This is a genomic window from Streptomyces hygroscopicus subsp. hygroscopicus (assembly GCF_001553455.1).
GTDB classification, from domain to species: domain Bacteria; phylum Actinomycetota; class Actinomycetes; order Streptomycetales; family Streptomycetaceae; genus Streptomyces; species Streptomyces hygroscopicus.
Map to the genome: position 1 here is coordinate 1 of NZ_BBOX01000367.1, position 19529 is coordinate 19529.

Annotated in this window: 17 protein-coding genes and 1 tRNA gene; 10 read left to right on the forward strand and 8 right to left on the reverse strand. The window is 70.6% G+C overall.

Going from position 1 to position 19529, the window contains the following annotated elements:
• On the forward strand, window positions 1–790 hold a 790-nt coding region (locus AXW62_RS31495; protein WP_252368809.1), incomplete at its 5' end, for a class E sortase.
• 40 nt (window positions 791–830) lie between these two features.
• Window positions 831–1580: a class E sortase gene (locus AXW62_RS31500; RefSeq protein ID WP_060947497.1), complete on the forward strand. Its 750-nt coding sequence runs from the start codon at window positions 831–833 to the stop codon at window positions 1578–1580.
• A gap of 212 nt (window positions 1581–1792) precedes the next feature.
• Here AXW62_RS31500 and pknB read toward each other — a convergent pair whose 3' ends face one another.
• From pknB to AXW62_RS31530, 6 genes are all read right to left on the reverse strand, one after another.
• A complete protein-coding gene (gene pknB, locus AXW62_RS31505; protein ID WP_060947498.1) occupies window positions 1793–3814 on the reverse strand; it encodes a Stk1 family PASTA domain-containing Ser/Thr kinase in 2022 nt (673 codons plus the stop codon).
• Window positions 3815–3981: 167 nt separating this feature from the next.
• Window positions 3982–5454, reverse strand: coding sequence for a peptidoglycan D,D-transpeptidase FtsI family protein (locus AXW62_RS31510; RefSeq protein WP_060947499.1), 1473 nt, complete (start codon window positions 5452–5454; stop codon window positions 3982–3984).
• Window positions 5451–6863 carry an FtsW/RodA/SpoVE family cell cycle protein gene (locus AXW62_RS31515; protein ID WP_060947500.1) on the reverse strand — a complete coding sequence of 471 codons (1413 nt, stop codon included), beginning with the start codon at window positions 6861–6863 and terminating at the stop codon, window positions 5451–5453. The genes AXW62_RS31510 and AXW62_RS31515 overlap by 4 nt, the downstream gene beginning before the upstream one ends.
• A gap of 22 nt (window positions 6864–6885) precedes the next feature.
• Window positions 6886–8469, reverse strand: a complete 1584-nt coding sequence (locus tag AXW62_RS31520; protein WP_236259872.1) for a PP2C family protein-serine/threonine phosphatase — start codon at window positions 8467–8469, stop codon at window positions 6886–6888.
• A 75-nt stretch (window positions 8470–8544) separates the two neighbouring features.
• Window positions 8545–9060, reverse strand: a complete 516-nt coding sequence (locus AXW62_RS31525) for an FHA domain-containing protein FhaB/FipA (protein ID WP_030827859.1) — start codon at window positions 9058–9060, stop codon at window positions 8545–8547.
• Between the two features lie 10 nt (window positions 9061–9070).
• Window positions 9071–9898 carry an FHA domain-containing protein gene (locus AXW62_RS31530; RefSeq protein ID WP_060947502.1) on the reverse strand — a complete coding sequence of 276 codons (828 nt, stop codon included), beginning with the start codon at window positions 9896–9898 and terminating at the stop codon, window positions 9071–9073.
• Window positions 9899–10224: 326 nt separating this feature from the next.
• On the opposite strand from AXW62_RS31530, the gene AXW62_RS31535 reads away from it, so the two are divergent.
• Window positions 10225–10311, forward strand: a tRNA-Leu gene (locus tag AXW62_RS31535).
• A 256-nt stretch (window positions 10312–10567) separates the two neighbouring features.
• Here the strand turns inward: AXW62_RS31535 and AXW62_RS31540 are convergent.
• Window positions 10568–11221 carry an FMN-dependent NADH-azoreductase gene (locus AXW62_RS31540; RefSeq protein ID WP_030827865.1) on the reverse strand — a complete coding sequence of 218 codons (654 nt, stop codon included), beginning with the start codon at window positions 11219–11221 and terminating at the stop codon, window positions 10568–10570.
• A gap of 117 nt (window positions 11222–11338) precedes the next feature.
• Here AXW62_RS31540 and AXW62_RS31545 point away from each other — a divergent pair, with 117 nt between their 5' ends.
• The 4 genes from AXW62_RS31545 (at window position 11339) to AXW62_RS31560 (ending at window position 15137) form a co-directional block, all read left to right on the forward strand.
• Window positions 11339–11713 (forward strand): winged helix-turn-helix transcriptional regulator, encoded by a 375-nt coding sequence (locus AXW62_RS31545; RefSeq protein WP_060947503.1) that lies wholly within the window; start codon window positions 11339–11341, stop codon window positions 11711–11713.
• A gap of 349 nt (window positions 11714–12062) precedes the next feature.
• Window positions 12063–13670 carry a DUF2252 domain-containing protein gene (locus AXW62_RS31550; RefSeq protein WP_079115894.1) on the forward strand — a complete coding sequence of 536 codons (1608 nt, stop codon included), beginning with the start codon at window positions 12063–12065 and terminating at the stop codon, window positions 13668–13670.
• A gap of 104 nt (window positions 13671–13774) precedes the next feature.
• Complete coding sequence (locus AXW62_RS31555) at window positions 13775–14740, forward strand: hypothetical protein (RefSeq protein WP_079115895.1); 966 nt, start codon at window positions 13775–13777, stop codon at window positions 14738–14740.
• Between the two features lie 43 nt (window positions 14741–14783).
• A complete protein-coding gene (locus AXW62_RS31560; RefSeq protein WP_060947506.1) occupies window positions 14784–15137 on the forward strand; it encodes a rhodanese-like domain-containing protein in 354 nt (117 codons plus the stop codon).
• 214 nt (window positions 15138–15351) lie between these two features.
• Here the strand turns inward: AXW62_RS31560 and AXW62_RS31565 are convergent, their stop codons facing one another.
• Window positions 15352–16500 (reverse strand): acyl-CoA dehydrogenase family protein, encoded by a 1149-nt coding sequence (locus AXW62_RS31565; protein WP_060947507.1) that lies wholly within the window; start codon window positions 16498–16500, stop codon window positions 15352–15354.
• A gap of 331 nt (window positions 16501–16831) precedes the next feature.
• Here AXW62_RS31565 and AXW62_RS31570 point away from each other — a divergent pair, with 331 nt between their 5' ends.
• From AXW62_RS31570 to AXW62_RS31580, 3 genes are read left to right on the forward strand one after another with little or no spacing between them, the layout of a single operon-like run.
• Window positions 16832–17515, forward strand: a complete 684-nt coding sequence (locus AXW62_RS31570) for a DUF5819 family protein (protein WP_060947508.1) — start codon at window positions 16832–16834, stop codon at window positions 17513–17515.
• Window positions 17512–18762 carry an HTTM domain-containing protein gene (locus AXW62_RS31575; RefSeq protein ID WP_060947509.1) on the forward strand — a complete coding sequence of 417 codons (1251 nt, stop codon included), beginning with the start codon at window positions 17512–17514 and terminating at the stop codon, window positions 18760–18762. Before AXW62_RS31570 ends, AXW62_RS31575 begins: the two co-directional genes overlap by 4 nt.
• Window positions 18759–19520: a TrmH family RNA methyltransferase gene (locus tag AXW62_RS31580; RefSeq protein ID WP_060947510.1), complete on the forward strand. Its 762-nt coding sequence runs from the start codon at window positions 18759–18761 to the stop codon at window positions 19518–19520. The genes AXW62_RS31575 and AXW62_RS31580 overlap by 4 nt, the downstream gene beginning before the upstream one ends.
• Window positions 19521–19529: the final 9 nt, after the last annotated feature.

The window sequence follows — 19529 nt, forward strand, 5'->3', positions numbered from 1 at the left end:
GGGCGGCACGGCGGAAACGGGCGCCCCGGGGGCCCCCGGGGGCGCGCGGGGCGCCGGGGCCGCCCCGCCCCGCACCCGTATGGAGGCCAAGCGCGCCGCGCGGGCGCGCAAGGACAGCCCCGGGGTGGTGGTCAGCCGGGTGGTCGGCGAGCTGTTCATCACGCTCGGCGTGGTGATGCTGCTCTTCGTCACCTACCAGCTGTGGTGGACGAACGTCCGTGCCCATCAGCAGGCGAACGGCGCCGCCAACAACCTGCAGAAGAAGTGGGACGAGAACGGCGACGACCGCGACCCGGGCGCCTTCTCCCCCGGCCAGGGGTTCGCGATCATCTACATCCCCAAGCTGGATGTGAAGGCCCCGATCGCCGAGGGCATCGACAAACACAAGGTCCTCGACCGCGGCATGGTCGGCCACTACGGCAAGAACCCGCTGAAGACCGCGATGCCGTGGGACAAGAAGGGCAATTTCGCGCTCGCCGGACACCGCAACACCCACGGTGAGCCGTTCCGTTACATCAACCGTCTCAAGCCCGGCGACAAGATCGTCGTCGAGACGCAGAACCGGTACTACACCTACGAGATGAGCAGCATCCTGCCGCAGACGCCGCCGTCCAACACGGGCGTCATCAAGCCGGTGCCGCCCGGATCCGGTTTCACCGGGCCGGGCCGCTACATCACGCTGACCACCTGTACCCCCGAGTTCACCAGCACCTACCGGATGATCGTCTGGGGCAAGATGGTCGAGGAGCGGCCGCGTAGCGAGGGCAAGCCGGACGCGCTGGTCGGATGAGCCGGAACAGCCGGAACACCAGAAAAAGGGGTACGACGCGGTGGCACGGACCGACCACGAGGAGCGGCAGGACCGGCACTCCGGCCCGCCCGCAGCGCCCAGCCGCCGTCCCGGCCGTGGACGGGTGGCCGCGGCCATAGCCCTGTTCGGCGAGTTGCTGATCACCGCGGGGTTGATCCTCGCCCTGTTCGTCGTCTACTCGCTGTGGTGGACCAATGTCCTGGCCGACCGCGAGGCGAAGAAACAGGGCGACCGGGTGCGCAAGCAGTGGTCGCAGCAGGGGCCGGGCAAGCCGGGCAAGCTCGACACCAAGGACGGCATCGGCTTCCTGCACGTGCCGTCCATGCACAACGGCGAGGTGCTGGTCAAGAAGGGCACCAGCACCGAGACCCTCAACGACGGTGTCGCCGGCTACTACACCAAGCCGGTCAAGTCCGCGATGCCGTGGGACAAGAAGGGCAACTTCACCCTGGCCGCGCACCGGGACGGGCACGGCGCGAAGTTCCACAACATCGACAAGGTCCACGACGGTGACGCGGTGGTCTTCGAGACGCGTGACACCTGGTACGTCTACAAGGTCTACGCGACGCTGCCGGAGACCTCGAAGTACAACGTGGACGTGTTGAACGCGGTCCCGAAGGAGTCCGGGAAGAAGCATCCGGGCCGTTACATCACCCTGTCGACCTGTACCCCCGTCTACACCTCGCGCCACCGCTACATTGTCTGGGGCGAACTGGAGCGCACCGAGAAGGTCGACGCGGACCGCACGCCCCCCAAGGAACTGCGCTGACCCCTTTCGGGCGCGGTGACCCTTTCGGACGCGCGGGCCCCTTCGGACGCGGTGACGACGCGCGGGCCCTTTCGCGCGGGCCCCTTCGGGCGCGCGGGCCGCGAGGACGCCGCGGCTCCAGCGGATACGGCGAAGCCCCCGGCACCTTTCCCGTGGTGCCGGGGGCTTCCCCGTGCTCGGGGCCCCTTCGAGGGGGCCGGGGACAGAACAACCTAGCCGATGGAGAGGGCGCCGTTCGGCCCGCCGAAGAAGCCTCCGTCGTTGCCGTCCCCGCCGCCGTTACCGTGCCCGCCGACCGTGATGAGGTTCACGGACTGCCCCTTGGGCACCTCGGTGCCCGCACCGGGCTGGCTGGCCACCACGGTGGCGTTGTCGTCCTGCGGACCGGCGATGTTGCCCACGTTGAGCCCCAGGTCCTGAAGCGCCTTCTTGGCGTCCTTGAGGGACTGGCCGCCCAGGTTGGGCACCTGGGCCTTCTCCGGTTCCGCGGGCGCCTTGGCGACGGTCAGGGTGACCGTCGAACCGGGCAGGACCTCCTGGCCGCCCTTGGGCGTCTGGTCGGTGACCGTGCCTGCCTCGACGTCGCCGTTCTCCACCTCCTGCGTCTGGACCTTGAGGCCCTTCCCCTGGAGGGAGGACGTGGCGTCCTCGACCTTCTGCGTGGTCACGTCCGGGACGACGACCTTCTGCTGTGCCTCGGCGACGGTCAGGGTGATCGTGGAGCCCTTCGCGACCTTCTTGCCGCCCTTCGGGTCCTGGTCGATCACCTTGCCGGCGGTCTGGTCCGACTGCTGGGTCTTCTGCTCGACCGTGAAGCCCTTGGACTCGAGCTGAGCCTTGGCCGACTCGTACTGCACGTTCAGGACGTCGGGCACCTCGACCCTCGCCGCGGGCTTGGGGCCCTTGGACATGGTCAGCTCGACCGTGCCGAACCGCTCGATGTCGCCGCCGCCCTCGGGGTTCTGTTCGCAGACGGTGTTCTTCTCCGCGTCGTCACAGAACTTCGAGCCGACCTTCTTGACCTTGAAGTCGCCGTTCTCGCCCTGGTTCGTGGCCTCCTCGAACGACTTGCCGACGAGGTTGGGGACCTGGACGGAGCCGTCGTTGTTGCCGCCCCCGAACAGCGACTTCCCGATGAAGATCGCGCCGACCAGCACCAGTATCCCGGCCAGGATCAGCAGGATCGTCGAGAGATTGCTCTTCTTACCGGACCCGCCGCGCCCCCGTCCGCGGTCCGGCCGCTCGTCGTAGCCGAAGCCGCCGTCGTCCTCGCGCATCGGCGGGAGCATCGAGGTCTGCGCCCCGGCACCGGAGTCCTGCGGACGCAGCATCGTGGTGGGCTTGTCGTCGGAGCCGTAGCCGACCGCGCCCAGCGCGGCGGTGGCGGCGACCGGCTGGCCCTCCAGGGCCGCCTCGATGTCGGCGCGCATCTCGTCGGCCGACTGGTAGCGGTAGTCGGGGTCCTTGACCAGGGCCCGCAGGACGATGGCGTCCATCTCCGGGGTGATCTCGGGGTCGTACGTGCTCGGCGGCTGCGGTTCCTCCCGCACGTGCTGATAGGCGACGGCCACCGGGGAGTCGCCCACGAACGGCGGTCTCACGGTCAGCAGCTCGTAGAGCAGACAGCCGGTGGAGTACAGGTCGCTGCGCGCGTCGACGGTCTCGCCCTTGGCCTGCTCCGGGGAGAGGTACTGGGCGGTGCCGATGACGGCGGCCGTCTGCGTCATGGTCATACCGGCATCGCCCATGGCCCGGGCGATGCCGAAGTCCATCACCTTGACCTGGCCGCTCCGCGTGAGCATGACGTTGGCCGGTTTGATGTCCCGGTGGACGATGTTGTTGCGGTGTGAGTACTCGAGGGCCTGGAGGATGCCGATGGTCATCTCCAGCGAGCGCTCGGGGAGCAGCTTTCTGCCCGAGTGAAGGAGTTCACGCAGGGTGGAGCCGTCGACGTACTCCATCACGATGTACGGAATCGAGACACCGTCGACGTAGTCCTCGCCGGTGTCGTAGACCGCGACGATCGCGGGATGGTTGAGCGAGGCGGCCGACTGGGCCTCTCGGCGGAACCGGGCCTGGAAGGACGGGTCACGGGCGAGGTCCGCCCGGAGCGTCTTCACAGCGACAGTACGGCCGAGGCGGGTGTCGTGCGCGAGGTAGACCTCCGCCATCCCGCCCCGGCCGAGCACTGAGCCCAGCTCGTACCGGCCGCCGAGGCGACGCGGCTCTTCCATAGCTACTCCAGCCCTCTTCCGTGGATCCCGGCCGCACCTGTGGGGGCCGGTGAAGTGCTGCTCGCGCATACCGTACCCGGCACGTCTTACGGGACCCGGCCTCAGCCGCTACTTGATACCGGACCGGTACGGCGACGTGCGGGATTGGTATCCGGACGTGACGGGCGTCACTTGTTGCCCTCGGTTTCCAGGACGGCCTGCATCACGCTCTTGGCGATCGGCGCGGCCAGCTTGCCACCGGCGATGTCGCCGCGGAGGGTGTTGGAGCCCTCGATGACGACCGCGACAGCGACCGGGGAACCGTCGTTCCCCTTGGCGTAGGAGATGAACCACGCGTAGGGGTTCTTGCTGTTGGCGACGCCGTGCTGTGCGGTACCGGTCTTGCCGCCGACCGTGACGCCCGGGATCTGGGCGCTGGTGCCGGTGCCCTCCTTGACCACGGTCTCCATCATGTCCTGGAGCTTGCGGGCGTTCTCCTGGCTGACCGGCCGGCCCATCTCCTCCGGGTCGGTCTGCTCGACGGTGTTGAGGTTGGGGGCGCGCAGCGAGTCGACCATGTACGGCTTCATCATCTTGCCGTCGTTGGCGATCGCGGCGGCGATCATCGCCATCTGCAGCGGGGTGGCCCGGTTGTCGAACTGGCCGATGGCCGACATCGCGTTGCCCGGCCGGTCCATGTCCTTGGGGTAGACGCTGGCGTAGGCGCGGACGGGGGTGTCGACCGTCTTGTTGAAGCCGAACTTCTCGGCCTGCTCCCGCATCTTGTCCTTGCCGAGGTCGTCACCGAGCTTGCCGAAGACCGTGTTGCAGGAGTAGCGGAGTGCCTGCCGCAGCGAGGCGTTCTTGCAGGGGATGTTCCCCTCGTTGGGCAGGTCCTGGGTGGACAGCGGCAGCTTCCAGGGGTCCGGGGAGTTCGTCGGCGCGTCGATGTCGGTGTACTTGCCGTTCTCCAGCGCGGCCGCGGCGGTGACGACCTTGAAGGTCGAACCGGGCGGGTAGGTCTGACGGAGCGCCCGGTTGAGCATCGGGTCGTCCTTGTCGTTCTTCGGCTTGAGCGCGTTCCACGCCTTCTCGTCCTTGCTGGACCCGCCCGCGATCGTCGAGGGGTCGTAGCTCGGGGTCGAGGCGAGGGCGAGGATCTTGCCGGTGCGCGGGTCGAGCGCGGCGACGGCGCCCTTCTTGTCGCCGAGGCCCTTGAACGCGGCCTCCTGGGCCTTGCCGTTCAGCGTGGTGATGACGTCGCCGCCCTTCTGCTTCTTGCCGGTGATCATGTCGATCGTCCGGTTGAAGAAGAGGCGGTCGTCGTTGCCCGTGAGGATGCCGTCCTCGAGCTTCTCGATCTGGTTGGCGTCGTAGGCCTGTGAGGCGTACCCGGTGACCGGCGCCCACATGGGGCCGTTCTTGTAGGTGCGCTTGTACTTGAAGTCGGTGCCGTTGGTCTCGACGGATCCGGTGATCGGCTGGCCGTCGACGATGATGTTGCCGCGCGGCTGGCTGTAACGGGCGATCAGGACGCGGCGGTTCTTTTCGTGGTTCTTCAACTCGTCGGCCTGGACGTACTGGATCCAGTTGTCCCGCAGCAGCAGGGCGAAGACGAGGAGTCCGCAGAAGATCGCGATTCGGCGCAGGGGCTTGTTCACGGTCGGACCACCTGGGTCATCTCGGCGTCTGTGGTGGGAGCGGGCGTCGGCGCCGGGCGGCGCGCGGTGTCGCTGATCTTGATCAGGATGGCGACGAGTGCCCAGTTGGCGATGACGGACGAACCACCCGACGCGATGAAGGGCATGGTCATACCGGTCAGCGGGATGAGGCCCATCACACCGCCCGCGACGACGAAGACCTGGATGGCGAAGGCCGCGGACAGGCCGATGGCCAGCAGCTTGCCGAACGGGTCGCGGGCCGCGAGGGCGGTGCGCACACCGCGCTCCACGATCAGGCCGTACAGCAGCAGGATCCCCATGGTGCCCGCGAGCCCGAGCTCCTCGCCGACCGTGGCCAGGATGAAGTCGGAGTTGGCGGCGAAACCGATGAGGTCGGAGTTGCCCTGGCCGAGTCCGGTGCCGAAGACACCGCCGGAGCCGAAGGCCATCAGCGCCTGGGCGATCTGGTCACTGCCGCCGGTCTTGAAGGCCGCGAACGGGTCGAGCCAGGCGTCCACACGCTGCTGGACGTGCGGTTCGAAGGTCGCGACGCCGACCGCGCCGACCGCGGACATCAGCAGACCGAAGACGATCCAGCTGGTGCGCTCGGTGGCGACGTACAGCATCACGACGAAGAGGCCGAAGAACAGCAGTGAGGTGCCCAGGTCGGTCTCGAAGACCAGGATGAGGATGCTCATCCCCCAGACCACCAGGATCGGGCCGAGGTCGCGGCCGCGCGGCAGGTACAGCCCCATGAAGCGGCGGCTGGCCAGCGCGAGCGCGTCCCGCTTGACCATCAGGTAGCCGGAGAAGAAGACCGCGATGATGATCTTGGCGAATTCGCCGGGCTGGATGGAGAAGCTGCCGATGCTGATCCAGATGCGCGCGCCGAAGCGGGGCGGGAAGAACACCGGAAGGATCAGCAGGATCAGCGCCACCGCCATGGAGATGTAGGTGTAGCGCTGGAGGAGGCGGTGATCCTTGAGCAGGATCAGGACGCCGACGAAGAGGGCGACGCCCAGCGCCGAGTAGATCAGCTGGTTGGGGGCCGAGGGCGAGAAGACCTGGCCGATGTTCTCCGCCCGCTGGGCCAGCCGCTTGGACTGGTCCAGCCGCCAGATGAGCACCAGCCCCAGTCCGTTGAGGAGCGTGGCGATCGGCAGCAGCAGCGGATCGGCGTAGGGCGCGAACTTCCGGACCACCAGATGGCCGACGGCGGCCAGCAGGCCGAGCCCGAGGCCGTAGCTGAGCATGCCGGACGGCATCTCGTCGCTGAGCGCCAGGCCCGCGTTGGCGTAGGCGAAGACCGGAATGATCACCGCGAAGACCAGCATGGCCAGCTCGGTGTTCCGCCTGCTCGGCGGCCCGGCCGTACTGATCGTCGTCGTATTGGTCGTACTACTGCTCATGGGTGGACGGCCCCTTACGGCTTCACTGCTGGGTGCTGCTGCACTGCGGGGCCAACTTCTTCTCCTCCTCCGAGAGGGTGGGGCCGGGCTTCGGAGTGGGAGACGTCGTCGGCGTGGGCTTGGTGGTGGCCCGGGCGGTGCGCGTTCCGATCTGGTTCTCGTTTTCGGTCCCGGGCCGGCTGCTGCCGCCCTGGGTCGGCGTGGCGCTGCTGGGCGCCTTGTTCCCGGCGCTGTCGCCCTTGCCCTTGTCGCCGGTGAGGTCCTTCTGGCGCTCCTCGGCCTTCTCCTGGGCCTCGGCCTTCTTGCAGGCGCTGGCGAGGGTGGCGAGGTCCTTGGTCTTGTCCTGCGCCTGGCCGAGGCCGCTGACCGCGATGGTGTCCTCCACACGGCCGCGCTGGTCGGCCGGGAGGTACTTGAGTTCGATCTCGCGGTGGTCCTCGTGGACCTTGTTGAGCTTGATCCAGGCGAGGTCCTGGCTGATGCCCTGGTAGATCGCGACATGGTCGCCGTTGGAGCCCACGTAGTACTGCGTCTGGGTCCAGCGGTAGCCGCCGTAGAGCCCGCCGCCGATCACGGCGAGGCCCAGCACGATGAAGAGCGACCGCTTGGCCCATGTCTTGCGGCCGCTCTTCTTGCTGAAGTCGTCGTCGGCGTACGCTCCGAAGCTGCCCTGCGGTGGACCGCCGATGGCCGGGTCGCCGCTGCCGGGCGGTCCGAAGCCGCCTTGCGCGTCCCCCTGCTGCGGTACGGACCGGCCGAGCTCGGCGGCGCGCCCCGCGGGGGTGTGCGCGGCCCCGCCGTCCCCGAGGGGGACCTGGTTCTCGGCGACCGCGCCCACGATCACGGGGGTGTCGTTGAGCTGGGCGGCGAGGGTGTCACCGCCGTCGACGTCGAGGACGTCGGCGACGATGCAGGTGATGTTGTCGGGGCCGCCGCCGCGCAGGGCGAGCTGGATCAGCTCCTGCACGGTCTCATGGGGGCCCTGGTAGCTGGCGAGGGTCTCCTCGAGGGTCTGGTGGCTCACGACGCCGGACAGGCCGTCGGAGCAGATCAGATAGCGGTCGCCGGCCCGGACCTCGCGGATGGACAGATCGGGCTCGACGTGGTCGCCGCTGCCCAGCGCCCGCATCAGCAGGGAGCGCTGCGGGTGGGTGCCCGCCTCCTCCTCGGTGATCCGGCCCTCGTCGACCAGGCGCTGCACCCAGGTGTGGTCCTGGGTGATCTGGGTGAGCACCCCGTCACGCAGCAGATAGGCGCGCGAGTCGCCGACGTGCACCAGACCGAGCCGCTGGCCGGTCCACAGCAGGGCGGTGAGCGTGGTGCCCATGCCCTCCAGCTGGGGGTCCTCCTCGACCATGACCCGCAGCTGCTCATTGGCCCGCTGCACGGCACTGCCCAGGGAGGTCAGGATGTCCGAGCCCGGGACGTCGTCATCGAGCTGGACGAGGGTGGAGATCACCTCGGAACTGGCAACTTCGCCGGCGGCCTGGCCGCCCATGCCGTCGGCGATGGCGAGCAGCCGGGGACCGGCGTAGCCGGAGTCCTCGTTGCCCTCCCGGATCATGCCTTTGTGCGATCCGGCCGCGAAACGCAGTGACAGACTCATGCGCACCTCGCCCGTCGGCTCCGGGTACAGCCCCTTGCCCACCACGCTGCCCACCCTCCGGTCGTCATGGTCCTACTACTTCCGCAGCTCGATGACGGTCTTGCCGATGCGGATCGGCGCACCCAGCGGAATCGGTGTCGGCGTGGTGAGTCGGGTCCGGTCGAGATAGGTGCCGTTGGTGGACCCGAGGTCCTCGACGATCCACTGGCCGTCACGGTCCGGGTAGATCCTGGCATGCCGGCTGGAGGCGTAGTCGTCGTCCAGCACGATTGTTGAATCGTGCGCACGGCCGAGGGTGATGGTCTGCCCCTGCAGGGCGACCGTGGTGCCGGTCAGCGTGCCCTCGGAGACCACCAGCTTGGTGGGGGCGCCACGGCGGCCGCGGCCACCGGACTGCTGACGCTGCTGCGGTGGCGCGCTCTGCCGCTGTTGCTGCTGCGGCCGGTCGGGGGCGCCGCGCCGCGCCGTCCCGCGCTGGGTCACGCGGGTCCCGAACAGATCACTGCGGATGACCTGTACGGCCACGATGACGAACAGCCACAGTACGGCGAGGAAACCCAACCGCATGACCGTGAGGGTCAGCTCTGACATTGCCCCCGCTTCACCCTTCGGCTTGCCGGTAAACGATGGTGGTGCTGCCCACGACGATCCGCGAGCCGTCGCGGAGCGTAGCGCGCGTGGTGTGCTGTCCGTCCACCACGATGCCGTTGGTCGACCCGAGATCCTGGATGGTCGGTGGGGTTCCGACCCGGATCTCGCAGTGCCTGCGGGAGACACCGGGGTCGTCGATCCGCACGTCGGCGTCGGTGGAGCGGCCCAGGACGAGCGTGGGCCGGGAGATCTGATGGCGGGTGCCGTTGATCTCGATCCAGCGGCGGGTCTGGCCCTGCGGCTGGGGACCGGCGCCGCCGGTGCGGGACACCGGACGGGCGCCGGGGGGCGCGGACGGCATCGGCGGGGCACCGGCGGGCTGGGCGGGGTAGCCGTAACCACCGGGGCGCTGCTGTGGGGCGCCGGGCGCGCGGCCCGGCGCCTGCTGCTGGTCCTGCGACTCGCTGGAGGCCAGCGTCCGGCTGCGCACCCGGTAGAGGCCGGTGTCGAGGTCGTCGGCCTTCTGCAGATGCACCTTGATGGCGCCCATGAAGGTGTAACGCTGCTGCTTGGCGTAGTCGCGGACCATACCGGCCAGCTCGTCGCCGAGCTGGCCCGAGTAGGGGCTGAGCCGCTCGTAGTCGGGCGTGCTCAGCTCGACGATGAAGTCGTTGGGGACGACCGTCCGGTCACGGTTCCAGATCGTGGCGTTGTTGTCGCACTCACGCTGGAGGGCGCCGGCGATCTCGACCGGCTGGACCTCGGACTTGAACACCTTGGCGAAGGTGCCGTTCACGAGGCCCTCGAGACGCTGCTCGAAGCGTTTCAGTACTCCCACGGGGCACCTCCTTCCTCAGTCGTGCTCTATGCCGTCCTGGTACTGCTTACTGATCGTATCCACGCGTCGGGAAATCGGGTGGTTCCCCTTCCTGGCCCTGTGGAGCAGTGTCACCTCTCACAGGGATCGTAGAGGTGCCCTGACGACAGTGTCCCGCAACCGTGGCGCTCCGAGGACGGGTGGGGGCGGGGGCATCGAGAACGGGTGTGATGGCACCCCGCGGGGCGTGCTAGTGTTCTGGATGTCGGAAGGCGCTCCACACGAGCCGGGCGGATCGAGAAGATCAACCCGGGGAGCGGTACGAGCGGCCGGATGACAACACCCATGCGCGGGTGGCGGAATAGGCAGACGCGCTGGATTCAGGTTCCAGTGCCCGAAAGGGCGTGGGGGTTCAACTCCCCCCTCGCGCACCAACCGGAGCGGGTCTCTCCGGAGTGACGAAAGTCGCTCGGAGGGGCCCGCTTCGCGTTGTTCCTCTGCTCTTCTGTCCCCTGATCGTCTGGTCTTCCGTGCCTTGTCGGGTCATCGCCCGCGCCTGGTCAGGATCTTCCATGGCCCGGGCAGGCGCGCTTCTGTTTTCTGATGATCTTCGGCCATGTTGTGGCGCGATGACAGGGGCCTCCCCGGGAGCGGGGAGACCCCTGGGACCTGATACCGGGGAAGTCCGGATCAGGCGGCGAAGCGGGCGGCGAGCGCCTTGGCCTTGGCCGCGGCCTCCTCGTGGGCCTTCGCCTTGGAGGCGTCCGCGGCCTCGACGAGGTCGGCCATGGCCGGATTGCTGCGGGCCAGCGTGAGCTCGGGCACAACGAACTCGACATCGAGGCCGAGCGCCTCGCCCAGCGCCTTCTGCAGGAAGTTCGTGACGAACTCGAAGCTCTCCCGCGGGGTGCCGGGGCCGTAGCCACCGCCGCGGCTGGCGACGACGACGGTGGGGGTGCCGGAGACGGTGGTCTGCTCGCCGCCCGCGGTGCGGCCCATGATGATCACGTGGTCCAGCCACGCCTTGAGGGTCGAGGGGATCGTGAAGTTGTACATCGGGGCGGAGATCAGGACCACGTCGGCCTGCTCGAGCTCGCTGGTCAGGGTCTCCCGCAGGGCGAAGGCGGCCTGCAGCTCGGGGGTGCGCTCATCCGGGGCAGTGAAACCGGCGGTGACCGCGAGGCCGTCCAGGTGCGGAACCGGCTCGGCGGCCAGGTCGCGGTAGATCACCGTGCCATGGGGGTGCTGGGCCTCCCATTCCTTGCGGAAGGTGGCCGTGACCGAGCGGGAAGCGGAGGACTCACCGGGGAAGACGGACGTGTCCAGGTGCAGAAGAGTTGGCATGAATGCCTCCGGTAACAGGGCCCCGAGGAGAGGGGCCGGTAATACCTACGTACCTACGGATGTCACAGTAGCTTACTTTTTCGCAGCTTCGAACGGGAACGCAGTAGTCTGTATCGCATGGCGAAGGGTCGTGGGGAGCGCAACGAGGAGCCCTGCAAGCAGGTCGACAGCGAGATGACGCGGTTCTTCGAGCTGTTCGGCAAGCGCTGGACGGGGCTGATCGTGGCCGTGCTGACGGAACAGGGTGCGTACTTCGCCGAACTGCGGCGGGCGATCCCGGGGATCAGCGAGCGGATGCTGTCCGACCGGCTCACCGAGCTCACGACGGCGGGTCTGGTGGTGCGGGAGGTCGACGCCGGGCCGCCGCTGAGGGTGGCCTACCGGCTGACGGACGCGGGGAGGGCGCTGGAGCCCGCGCTGAAGGAGCTGTCGCGGTGGGCGGAGAACCATCTGCCCTCGGGCGGCGCATGCCCGGAGCAGTTCCGGGACTGAGGCGGGCCGGGCCGGGACGGGCCTGGGCTGGGGACGTGCCTGTGGTTGGCCCGGAAGCGGGCTGGGTCTGGGCTGGTTGGGCCTGGGCTGGTTGGGTTGGGGACGGGCCGGGTCAAGGACGGGTCGAGACGGGCCTGGGCTGGAAACGGGTCGGGTCGGGACGGGCCTGGCTGGGTTGGTGGGGCTGGAGGGGCTGGAGGTGGGCCGGGCCTGGGCCGGTGCGGGCGAATCGCTTCTGAGCTGGGGTTTCGGCATGCGCGCCGGGGTTTTCCACAGGCTCTGACGGGGTGGGGCGACAGGGGGTACGGTCTGCTCAGTCGATGTCGTGTGCGAAGAGGGCGGGGGCGCGATGACGGACGGCCGGAGCGGTCAGGGTGACGGAAGCGGCGAGGGCGGCCGAAGCGGCGGCGGGGCCTTGAGCGGTACGGGCGACGCGAGAGGGGCGAGCGGGGCGAGCGGCCCGAGTGGGGTCAGCGGCCCGAGTGGGGTCAGCGGCCCGAGTGGGGCGAGCGGGGCGAGCGGCGGGGGCGCCGTGGGCGGGGCGGCCCGCCGGCTGCCTCCGGTTCCGGGCTTCGCCGTATGGCGCGGTGACGGGCCGTCCCCACGGCAGCGGGGCAAGGCGCTGCGCAAGCGGGTGCCGCGCTCGGCGCACGCCGAGCCGCCGACGGACGCCGGGCGGCCGGATCCGGTGGCGGCGGTCGAGCGGTCGAACGCCGGGCGGCTGCCGGAGCTCACCCCGATCCGGGTGGGGCGGATGGCCGCGACTCCCTTCTCCTTTCTGCGCGGGGCCGCCGGGCTGATGGCGCACGATCTCGCGACCACACCGGTGACCGGCATCGGGGCACAGCTGTGCGGCGATGCCCACGCCGCCAACTTCGGGATCTACGGAGATGCGCGCGGTGGCCTGATCATCGATCTCAACGACTTCGACGAGACCGTCCACGGGCCGTGGGAGTGGGATGTGAAGCGGCTCGCGGTCTCGCTGGTGCTGGCCGGACGGGAGGCGGGCGCCGACGAGGACACCTGCCGGGCGGCGGCCCAGGACGCCGTGGGCGCCTATCGGCGCACGGTGCGGCTGCTGGCCAAGCTCCCGGCGGCGGACGCGTGGAACGCGATCGCGGACGAGGAGCTGGTCTCTCACACGGACGCCAAGGACCTGGCCGGGACGCTGGAGCGGGTCTCCGAGAAGGCCCGGCGGAACACCAGCGCGCGGTACGCCGCCCGGTCCACCGAGCCCGTTCCGGGCGAGGAGGGCTCCTCCGGGCGGCCGGGCGCCCGGCGCTTCGTGGACGCGCCGCCGGTTCTGCGGAGGGTGCCGGACGAGGAGGCGGCGGCGGTGGCCTCTTCGCTCGCCGCGTACCTGGGCACGCTGCCCGAGGACCGGCTGCCGCTGCTCTCGCGCTACGAGGTGCACGACGTGGCGTTCCGGGTGGTCGGCACGGGCAGCGTGGGCACCCGCTCCTATGTGGTGCTCCTTCTCGACCACCGGGGCGAGCCGCTGGTGCTCCAGGTGAAGGAGGCGCGCCCCTCCGCGCTGCTGCCGCATGTGGTGAAGGCCGGTTTCAAGGTGCCGGACGTCACACACGAGGGGCGGCGGGTGGTGCTCGGCCAGAAGCGGATGCAGGTGGTCAGCGACATCCTGCTGGGGTGGACGACGGTCCGGGGGCGGCATTACCAGGTGCGGCAGTTCCGCAACCGCAAGGGAAGCGTGGACCCGGCGGCGCTGGCCGCGGACCAGATGGACGACTACGGGCGGATGACCGGGGCGCTGCTGGCGCGGGCGCACAGCCACAGCGCCGACCCTCGGCTGCTGACCGGCTACTGCGGTAAGGGGGAGGAGCTGGACGAGGCGGTGGCCGCCTTCGCGGTGGCGTACGCGGATCGTACGGAAGCGGATCACTCCGCCCTGGTCACGGCGGTGCGCACGGGGCGGATAGCGGCCGAGATGGGGGTGTGAGACGTGGGCGGGGGTGAGCTCCATCGCCTATGACCGCCGGACGCAGCCGGACGTAGTCTGAGCGGGTGACGAATCCGGAAGCGCAGCAGCAGGCACGGCAATCGGTGTCGGACGCGGAGCCCCAGGCGGAATCGCACGAGTGGTCCGGGGAGGCACGGTCCGGGGAGCCTCGTCCCCAAGGGCCCGGTGCCGCGGAGTCCTGGTCCGGGGCTGCCGGGGCCGCGACATCCGGGGCCGGGGCTGCCGGGGCCGCGGCATCCGGGGCCGGGGATGCCGGGGCTCGGGCGGCGGCGGAGGCACAGGCCGCCGAGCGTCTGGAGCGGGCGGTGCGCGCGGCCGAGCAGGCGCTGATCGAGTTCGAGATAGCGGTGGAGACCTTCCGGGTGGAGGTGGAGAACTTCTCCCGGCTGCACCACCAGCGGCTCGGGCCGATGTACTCGCGCCTCGACGAGTTGGACGCGCTGATCGCCGAGGCGGTCGCGGCGCGCACCGGCGACCCGGAGGACATGCGCAGGGCCCGGGAGGCGCGGGGGCTGGTGCAGCCGATGCCGGGTGTGGAGGAGCTGTTCCACGGCTGGATCGATTCGGAGGGGCTCTCACCGGAGGCGGCCGCGATGCTCACCGAGCAGCCCGTGCAGCCGCCGCCACGGGTGCGGCCGAGTGAGGAGGCCCGCCGGATCTACCGGGAGCTGGCCCGTAAGGCCCATCCGGATCTGGCCGAGGAGGAGGCCGAGCGGGAGCGGCGCGGCGCCTTCATCGTGCGGGTCAACGCGGCGTATGCGGCGGGGGACGAGGAGACGCTGCGGGCGCTGGCCGAGGAGTGGGAGGCCGGTCCGCCGCCGCCGGAGCGGCGGGCGAGCCGCAGCGAGGAGCTGTACGCCCGGCTCGAGTGGCTGGCCGAGCGCAAGGAGATGCTGGCCGCGGTCGCCGCGGAGCTGGAGTCGAGCGCGATCGGTGCGATGATCAAGATGGCGCCGGAGGATCCCGACGGGCTGCTGGACGAGATCGCCGAGCAGCTGCTCGCCCAGGCCGCGGAGAAGGAGGCCCGGCTCGCGGAGCTGGTGCGGTAGTAGGTTTATCGCAGCTGCCGACGTCATATGAGAGGTGTGTCTGATGCATTTTGCCCAGCTTCCCCAGGTGGAGGCGACGGCGGTACCGGCCGATGGCTTCCTGCTGGATGTCCGGGAGGACGACGAGTGGGCGGCCGGGCATGTCGAGGGCGCGCTGCACATCCCGATGGGCCAGGTCGTCGCGCGGTTCGACGAGCTGACCTCGGCGGTCGGCGAGGGGCGCCGGGTGCATGTGATGTGCCGGGTCGGCGGCCGCTCCGCGCAGGTGACGCAGTATCTGATCGCGCAGGGGCTGGACGCGGTGAATGTGGACGGCGGGATGCTCGCCTGGGACGCGGCGGGCCGGCCGATGGTGAGCGGCCCCGACGGCACGGCCGAAGGGGCCTTTGTGCTCTAGAGGTTTCCCTACTGATCCACCCCGCTGGTCGGCCCGCTGATCGGCCCGCTGATCCACCCCGCTTGTCAGCCCGCTGGTCGGTCCCGCTGAGCGGCCCTGTTTCGCGTTGCTCGGCCGTGTTCCGTCCGGCTCGGGACGGTTCCGTACCGTTCCATACGGTTCGGTGCCGTGGGCGCTGAGCCACGCCGTGGGCGCTGATCGGCGGGGCTCGCGGTCAGCCGAGGGGGTGCGCGGCGAGGAGTTCGCCCAGCGCCTCCTCATGGGCCGCGGCGGACCCCAGGGAGAGCTCCAGCTGCTTGCCCCAGGCGTGGTAGCGGTGCAGGGGGTAGTCGGTGACCGCGCCGAAGCCGCCGTGCAGATGCTGTGCGGTCTGCACGACGCGGCGCACACCCTCGGCGGCCCAGATCTTGGCCACGGCGACATCCCCCGCGATGGGCAGCGCTCCGCCCGCCGTCGGCCGCTCCTCCTCCAGGGACAGCCGCCAGGCCGCCTGCCACAGGGTGGCCTCCATGGCCCGCAGATCGATATAGCGGTCGGCGGTCTGCACCGCGACCGCCTGGAAGGTGGCGAGCGGGAAGCCGAACTGCTCACGCTTGCTCACATAGCCGCTGGTGAGATCCAGCACCGCCGAGCCCAGGCCCAGCGCGAGCGCACAGGTGCCGGTGGTGAGGAGGTCGCGCAGCCAGTCCCAGGCGCCGTCCGTGGCCAGCACCTCGCGGTCGGCGAGCCGCACCGCGTCCAGCCGGATCTGGGCCTGCCGCTCACCGCTGGTGGAGATCTGCTCATCGAGTGCGACGCCGTCATGGCCGCGCGGGACCAGCGCGAGGACCGTATCGCCCCCGCCCGTGTGGGCCGGGATCAGCACCTGATCGGCGGCGTGGGCCCAGGGGACCGCGGTCTGGAGGCCGTCCAGCACCCAGCCGTCGCCGTTCCGCCGGGCCTGGACGGCGAGTTCGGCCGGGCCGTGGCCGGTGCGCCCACTGGCGGCCACGGTGAGGACCAGCTCACCGCGGGCGGCCCTGGGCAGCACGGCGGCGCGCAGTTCGGGCCCGCCGTACCGCTGTACGGCCAGCGCGGCGGCGCTGGACTCCAGCAGGGGCACCCGGGCCAGCACCCGGCCGGCTTCCCGCAGCACCAGGCACAGGGTGAGCGGGTCGAGGCCCGAACCGCCGTACCGGGGGTCGAGGGTCAGGCCGAGCAGATCGCCCTCGGCGAGTTTCCGCCACAGCCCGCGGTCGATGTCCTCGGCGACGGCACCGGCGGTCAGCGCGGGGCTGGGCACGCTGTCCGGGGCGACGGAGGAGAAGACGGCCTTCGCCGCCTCGACGGCCGCCTGCTGCTCCTCGGTGAAGGTGAAGTCCACTGTCCGTACCTCCCGCGCCGCGGCTTCATCTGACGGCCCGTCAAGATAGAACAGGTTCTACAAGAAGGGAACGCTGTCGGTGCGCTCGGCGCCGTCGGCGGCCGGAGTCCGGATCCCCTCCGCTCGCCCCGAGCCCGGCGGTCGGCCGGTGGCGGACCGGCCTTCGGCCCGGTGGTGTGCCGGGGGAACGTAGGGGTCAACCGTGCGGATAACGCCGCGGGCGCTGTGCCGGGCGGTTCCGCATGGGTACGGTGCCGGGGGCGCGGGGGCCACGGGGGCGCGCGGTCGACCGACGCGTGTGAAGACCTGGACCATGGGGAGCGGGGCGGGTATGGCGGAGACGGATCCGGAGCCGGGGCCGGACGGCGACGCGGGCGGAACGCGCGCCCCGCTCTCGGTGCCCGCACAGCTGGTCGTCGCGGTGGGTGTCGCGGTCGCCGTGGTCGCCGCCACCCTCCACCTCGCGGCGGCCTTCCTGAGCGTCTCACCGCCCAACACCCTCACCAAGCGGCACGGCGCGGCGATAGACGACTACGTCTATCCGGAGTTCGAACGGGTCTGGAAGCTGTTCGCCCCCAACCCGCTCCAGCAGAACATCGCCGTCCAGGCCCGTGCCGAGATCCGCACCCCCGACGGCGGTACCGCGACCACCGGCTGGCGTGACCTCTCGGCCCAGGACGGGGCGGCCATCCGCCACAATCCGCTGCCCAGCCACACCCAGCAGAACGAGCTGCGCCGCGCCTGGGAGTTCTACGTCGGCTCGCATGACGCGCAGGAGCGGCCGCAGGGGGCGCGCGGGGACCTCTCCGGGCAGTACATCCGCCGGATCGTGATGCTCCGCTTCGGCCGTGAGGAGGACGGCGGCACCGTACGCCGGGTACAGGTGCGCTCCGCGACCACTCCGGTGGCGCCGCCGCCCTGGAGCGACGAGAAGATCGACACCAAGACGGTGTACCGGGTGCTGCCGTGGTGGACGGTGACCGCCGAGGACCTCCCGGGGGCGATGAGCCGGTGAACCTCCCCGCCCGCCTCCGGACCGCCGCGGCACGCGGCCACGCCCGCGTCACCGCATCGGCGCTCGGCCCCTGGCAGAGCGCCGTCGTGCGCATCGGTTTCTCCTTCACCTGGCTGCTCTTCCTGGTGCGCGAATGGCCCCACCGCCGGGAGCTTTACGGGCCGGACGGTCCGTGGAACTGGGACATGGCCGCGCGGCTGATTGACGGCAACCGCGCCTTCACCGCGCTCATGTGGTCCGACAGCGTGGTGTGGTTCGAGATCGTCTACACCCTCGCCATCGTCTCCAGCGCCCTGCTGCTGCTGGGCTGGCGCACCCGCACCATGTCCGTGCTGTTCATGATCGGAGTGCTGTCGCTGCAGAACCGCAGCATCTTCGTGGGGGACGGGGGCGACAATCTCGTCCATCTGATGGCGATGTACCTGGTGCTCACCCGGTGCGGCCGGGTGTGGTCCCTGGACGCGCGCCGGGCGGCCCGGGAGGCGGAACGCGAGCGTCCGCCCCGCGAGACCACCGGGGTCGTGCTGTGGGCCGTCACCGGGTCCGCCCTGCTCTGGGCGCAGCTGTTCACCGACGCCCGGCTCTTCCTGACCGCCGACGGCCCGCTGCCCGGACTGGGCTGGGCCACCGTCCTGTGGGGGCTGTGGATCGTCCAGGCCGGCTGGTGGTTCGTGCGGCGTCATGCGCCGGGGGAGCCGCGCGCCGTCCTGGACGCGCTCGCCAACGTGGCGCACAACGGCGCGCTGCTGGTGATCATGGCCGAGGTGTGTCTGCTGTACGCGTCGGCCGGCTGGTACAAGATCCAGGGCTCGCGCTGGCAGGACGGCACCGCCCTCTACTACCCGCTGCATCTGGACTACTTCTCGCCCTGGCCGGCGCTGGCCGATGTGCTCGCCGGCAGCGGCACCCTGGTGATGGTGCTGACCTACGGCACGGTCGTCGCGCAGGTGGCCTTCCCCTTCACCCTGCTCAACCGGCGGGTCAAGAACGCGATGCTGGTCCTGCTGATGCTGGAGCACCTCGGCATCGCCGTGCTGCTGGGGCTGCCCTTCTTCTCGCTCGCCGCGATCGCGGCGGACGCGGTCTTCCTGCCGACGAACTTCCTGCGCTGGGCCGGGGCGCGGCTGGGCCGGGCCCGGGACCGGGTGACGGCGCGGGCGGTGAGGCTGCCGGGTCAGCGGGCGCGGGAGAGCGACGCGGAATCCCCGGCCGGCACCCTCGTACGCCCTCGTACGCTGAGGGAATGATCGATGACGAGGCCGCGCAGGCGGTACGGCACTGGCGCGCGACGGCCCCCGGGGCCGTGCTGCTCGACGGCTTCCACGCGCTGAAGCACGCGCTGCGGTTCGGCGCGGAGGTGCGCGCCGCGGTCACCAGCGACAAAGCGGCGGCCGTGGAACTCGCCGCGGGCCTGGCCGACGACCTCACCGAGGTGATCGCGGATCTCCTGGTGGAGGTGGCGGCCGGGACCCTGCGCGATCTGGTGCCCAGGGTGCACCCCACCCGGGTCGCCGCTCTGGCGGTCCGGCGCGACCGCCAGCGGAATCTGGACGAGCTGTGCATGCGGCCCCGGCCGGCCCCGGTGGTCGTCCTGGACAACCCCCGCAACCTCGGGAACGTGGGGGCCGTGGTCCGGCTGGCCGCCGGGTTCGGGGCCACCGGCGTGGTCACCACCGGCGACCTCGACCCCTGGCATCCGAACGCCGTGCGAGCGGGCGCGGGGCTCCACTACGCCACCGCGGTGGAGCGGCTGCCGGTGGACGCCCTTCCGGAGGGGCCGCTGTACGCGCTGGACCCGGAGGGGGCGGACATCCGGGCCCTGACCATCCCCGACGACGCGCTGCTCGCGTTCGGCTCCGAGCGGCACGGGATCTCCCCGGAGCTGCGGAAACAGGCCACCAGGCTGGTGGCCCTGCCCATGCGGCCGCAGGTGTCCAGCTACAACCTGGCCACCAGCGTGGCCATGGCCCTCTTCCACTGGGGCGGCCCGCCCCACCCTTCCTGAGACCCGTTG

Bases quoted from the DNA above. Each gene is read 5' to 3' on its own strand.
- pknB (WP_060947498.1), bottom strand. From the start codon at position 3,814: ATGGAAGAGCCGCGTCGCCTCGGCGGCCGGTACGAGCTGGGCTCAGTG.
- AXW62_RS31515 (WP_060947500.1), bottom strand. From the start codon at position 6,863: ATGAGCAGTAGTACGACCAATACGACGACGATCAGTACGGCCGGGCCG.
- AXW62_RS31520 (WP_236259872.1), bottom strand. From the start codon at position 8,469: ATGAGTCTGTCACTGCGTTTCGCGGCCGGATCGCACAAAGGCATGATC.
- AXW62_RS31525 (WP_030827859.1), bottom strand. From the start codon at position 9,060: ATGTCAGAGCTGACCCTCACGGTCATGCGGTTGGGTTTCCTCGCCGTA.
- AXW62_RS31540 (WP_030827865.1), bottom strand. From the start codon at position 11,221: ATGCCAACTCTTCTGCACCTGGACACGTCCGTCTTCCCCGGTGAGTCC.
- AXW62_RS31545 (WP_060947503.1), top strand. From the start codon at position 11,339: ATGGCGAAGGGTCGTGGGGAGCGCAACGAGGAGCCCTGCAAGCAGGTC.
- AXW62_RS31550 (WP_079115894.1), top strand. From the start codon at position 12,063: ATGACGGACGGCCGGAGCGGTCAGGGTGACGGAAGCGGCGAGGGCGGC.
- AXW62_RS31560 (WP_060947506.1), top strand. From the start codon at position 14,784: ATGCATTTTGCCCAGCTTCCCCAGGTGGAGGCGACGGCGGTACCGGCC.
- AXW62_RS31570 (WP_060947508.1), top strand. From the start codon at position 16,832: ATGGCGGAGACGGATCCGGAGCCGGGGCCGGACGGCGACGCGGGCGGA.
- AXW62_RS31580 (WP_060947510.1), top strand. From the start codon at position 18,759: ATGATCGATGACGAGGCCGCGCAGGCGGTACGGCACTGGCGCGCGACG.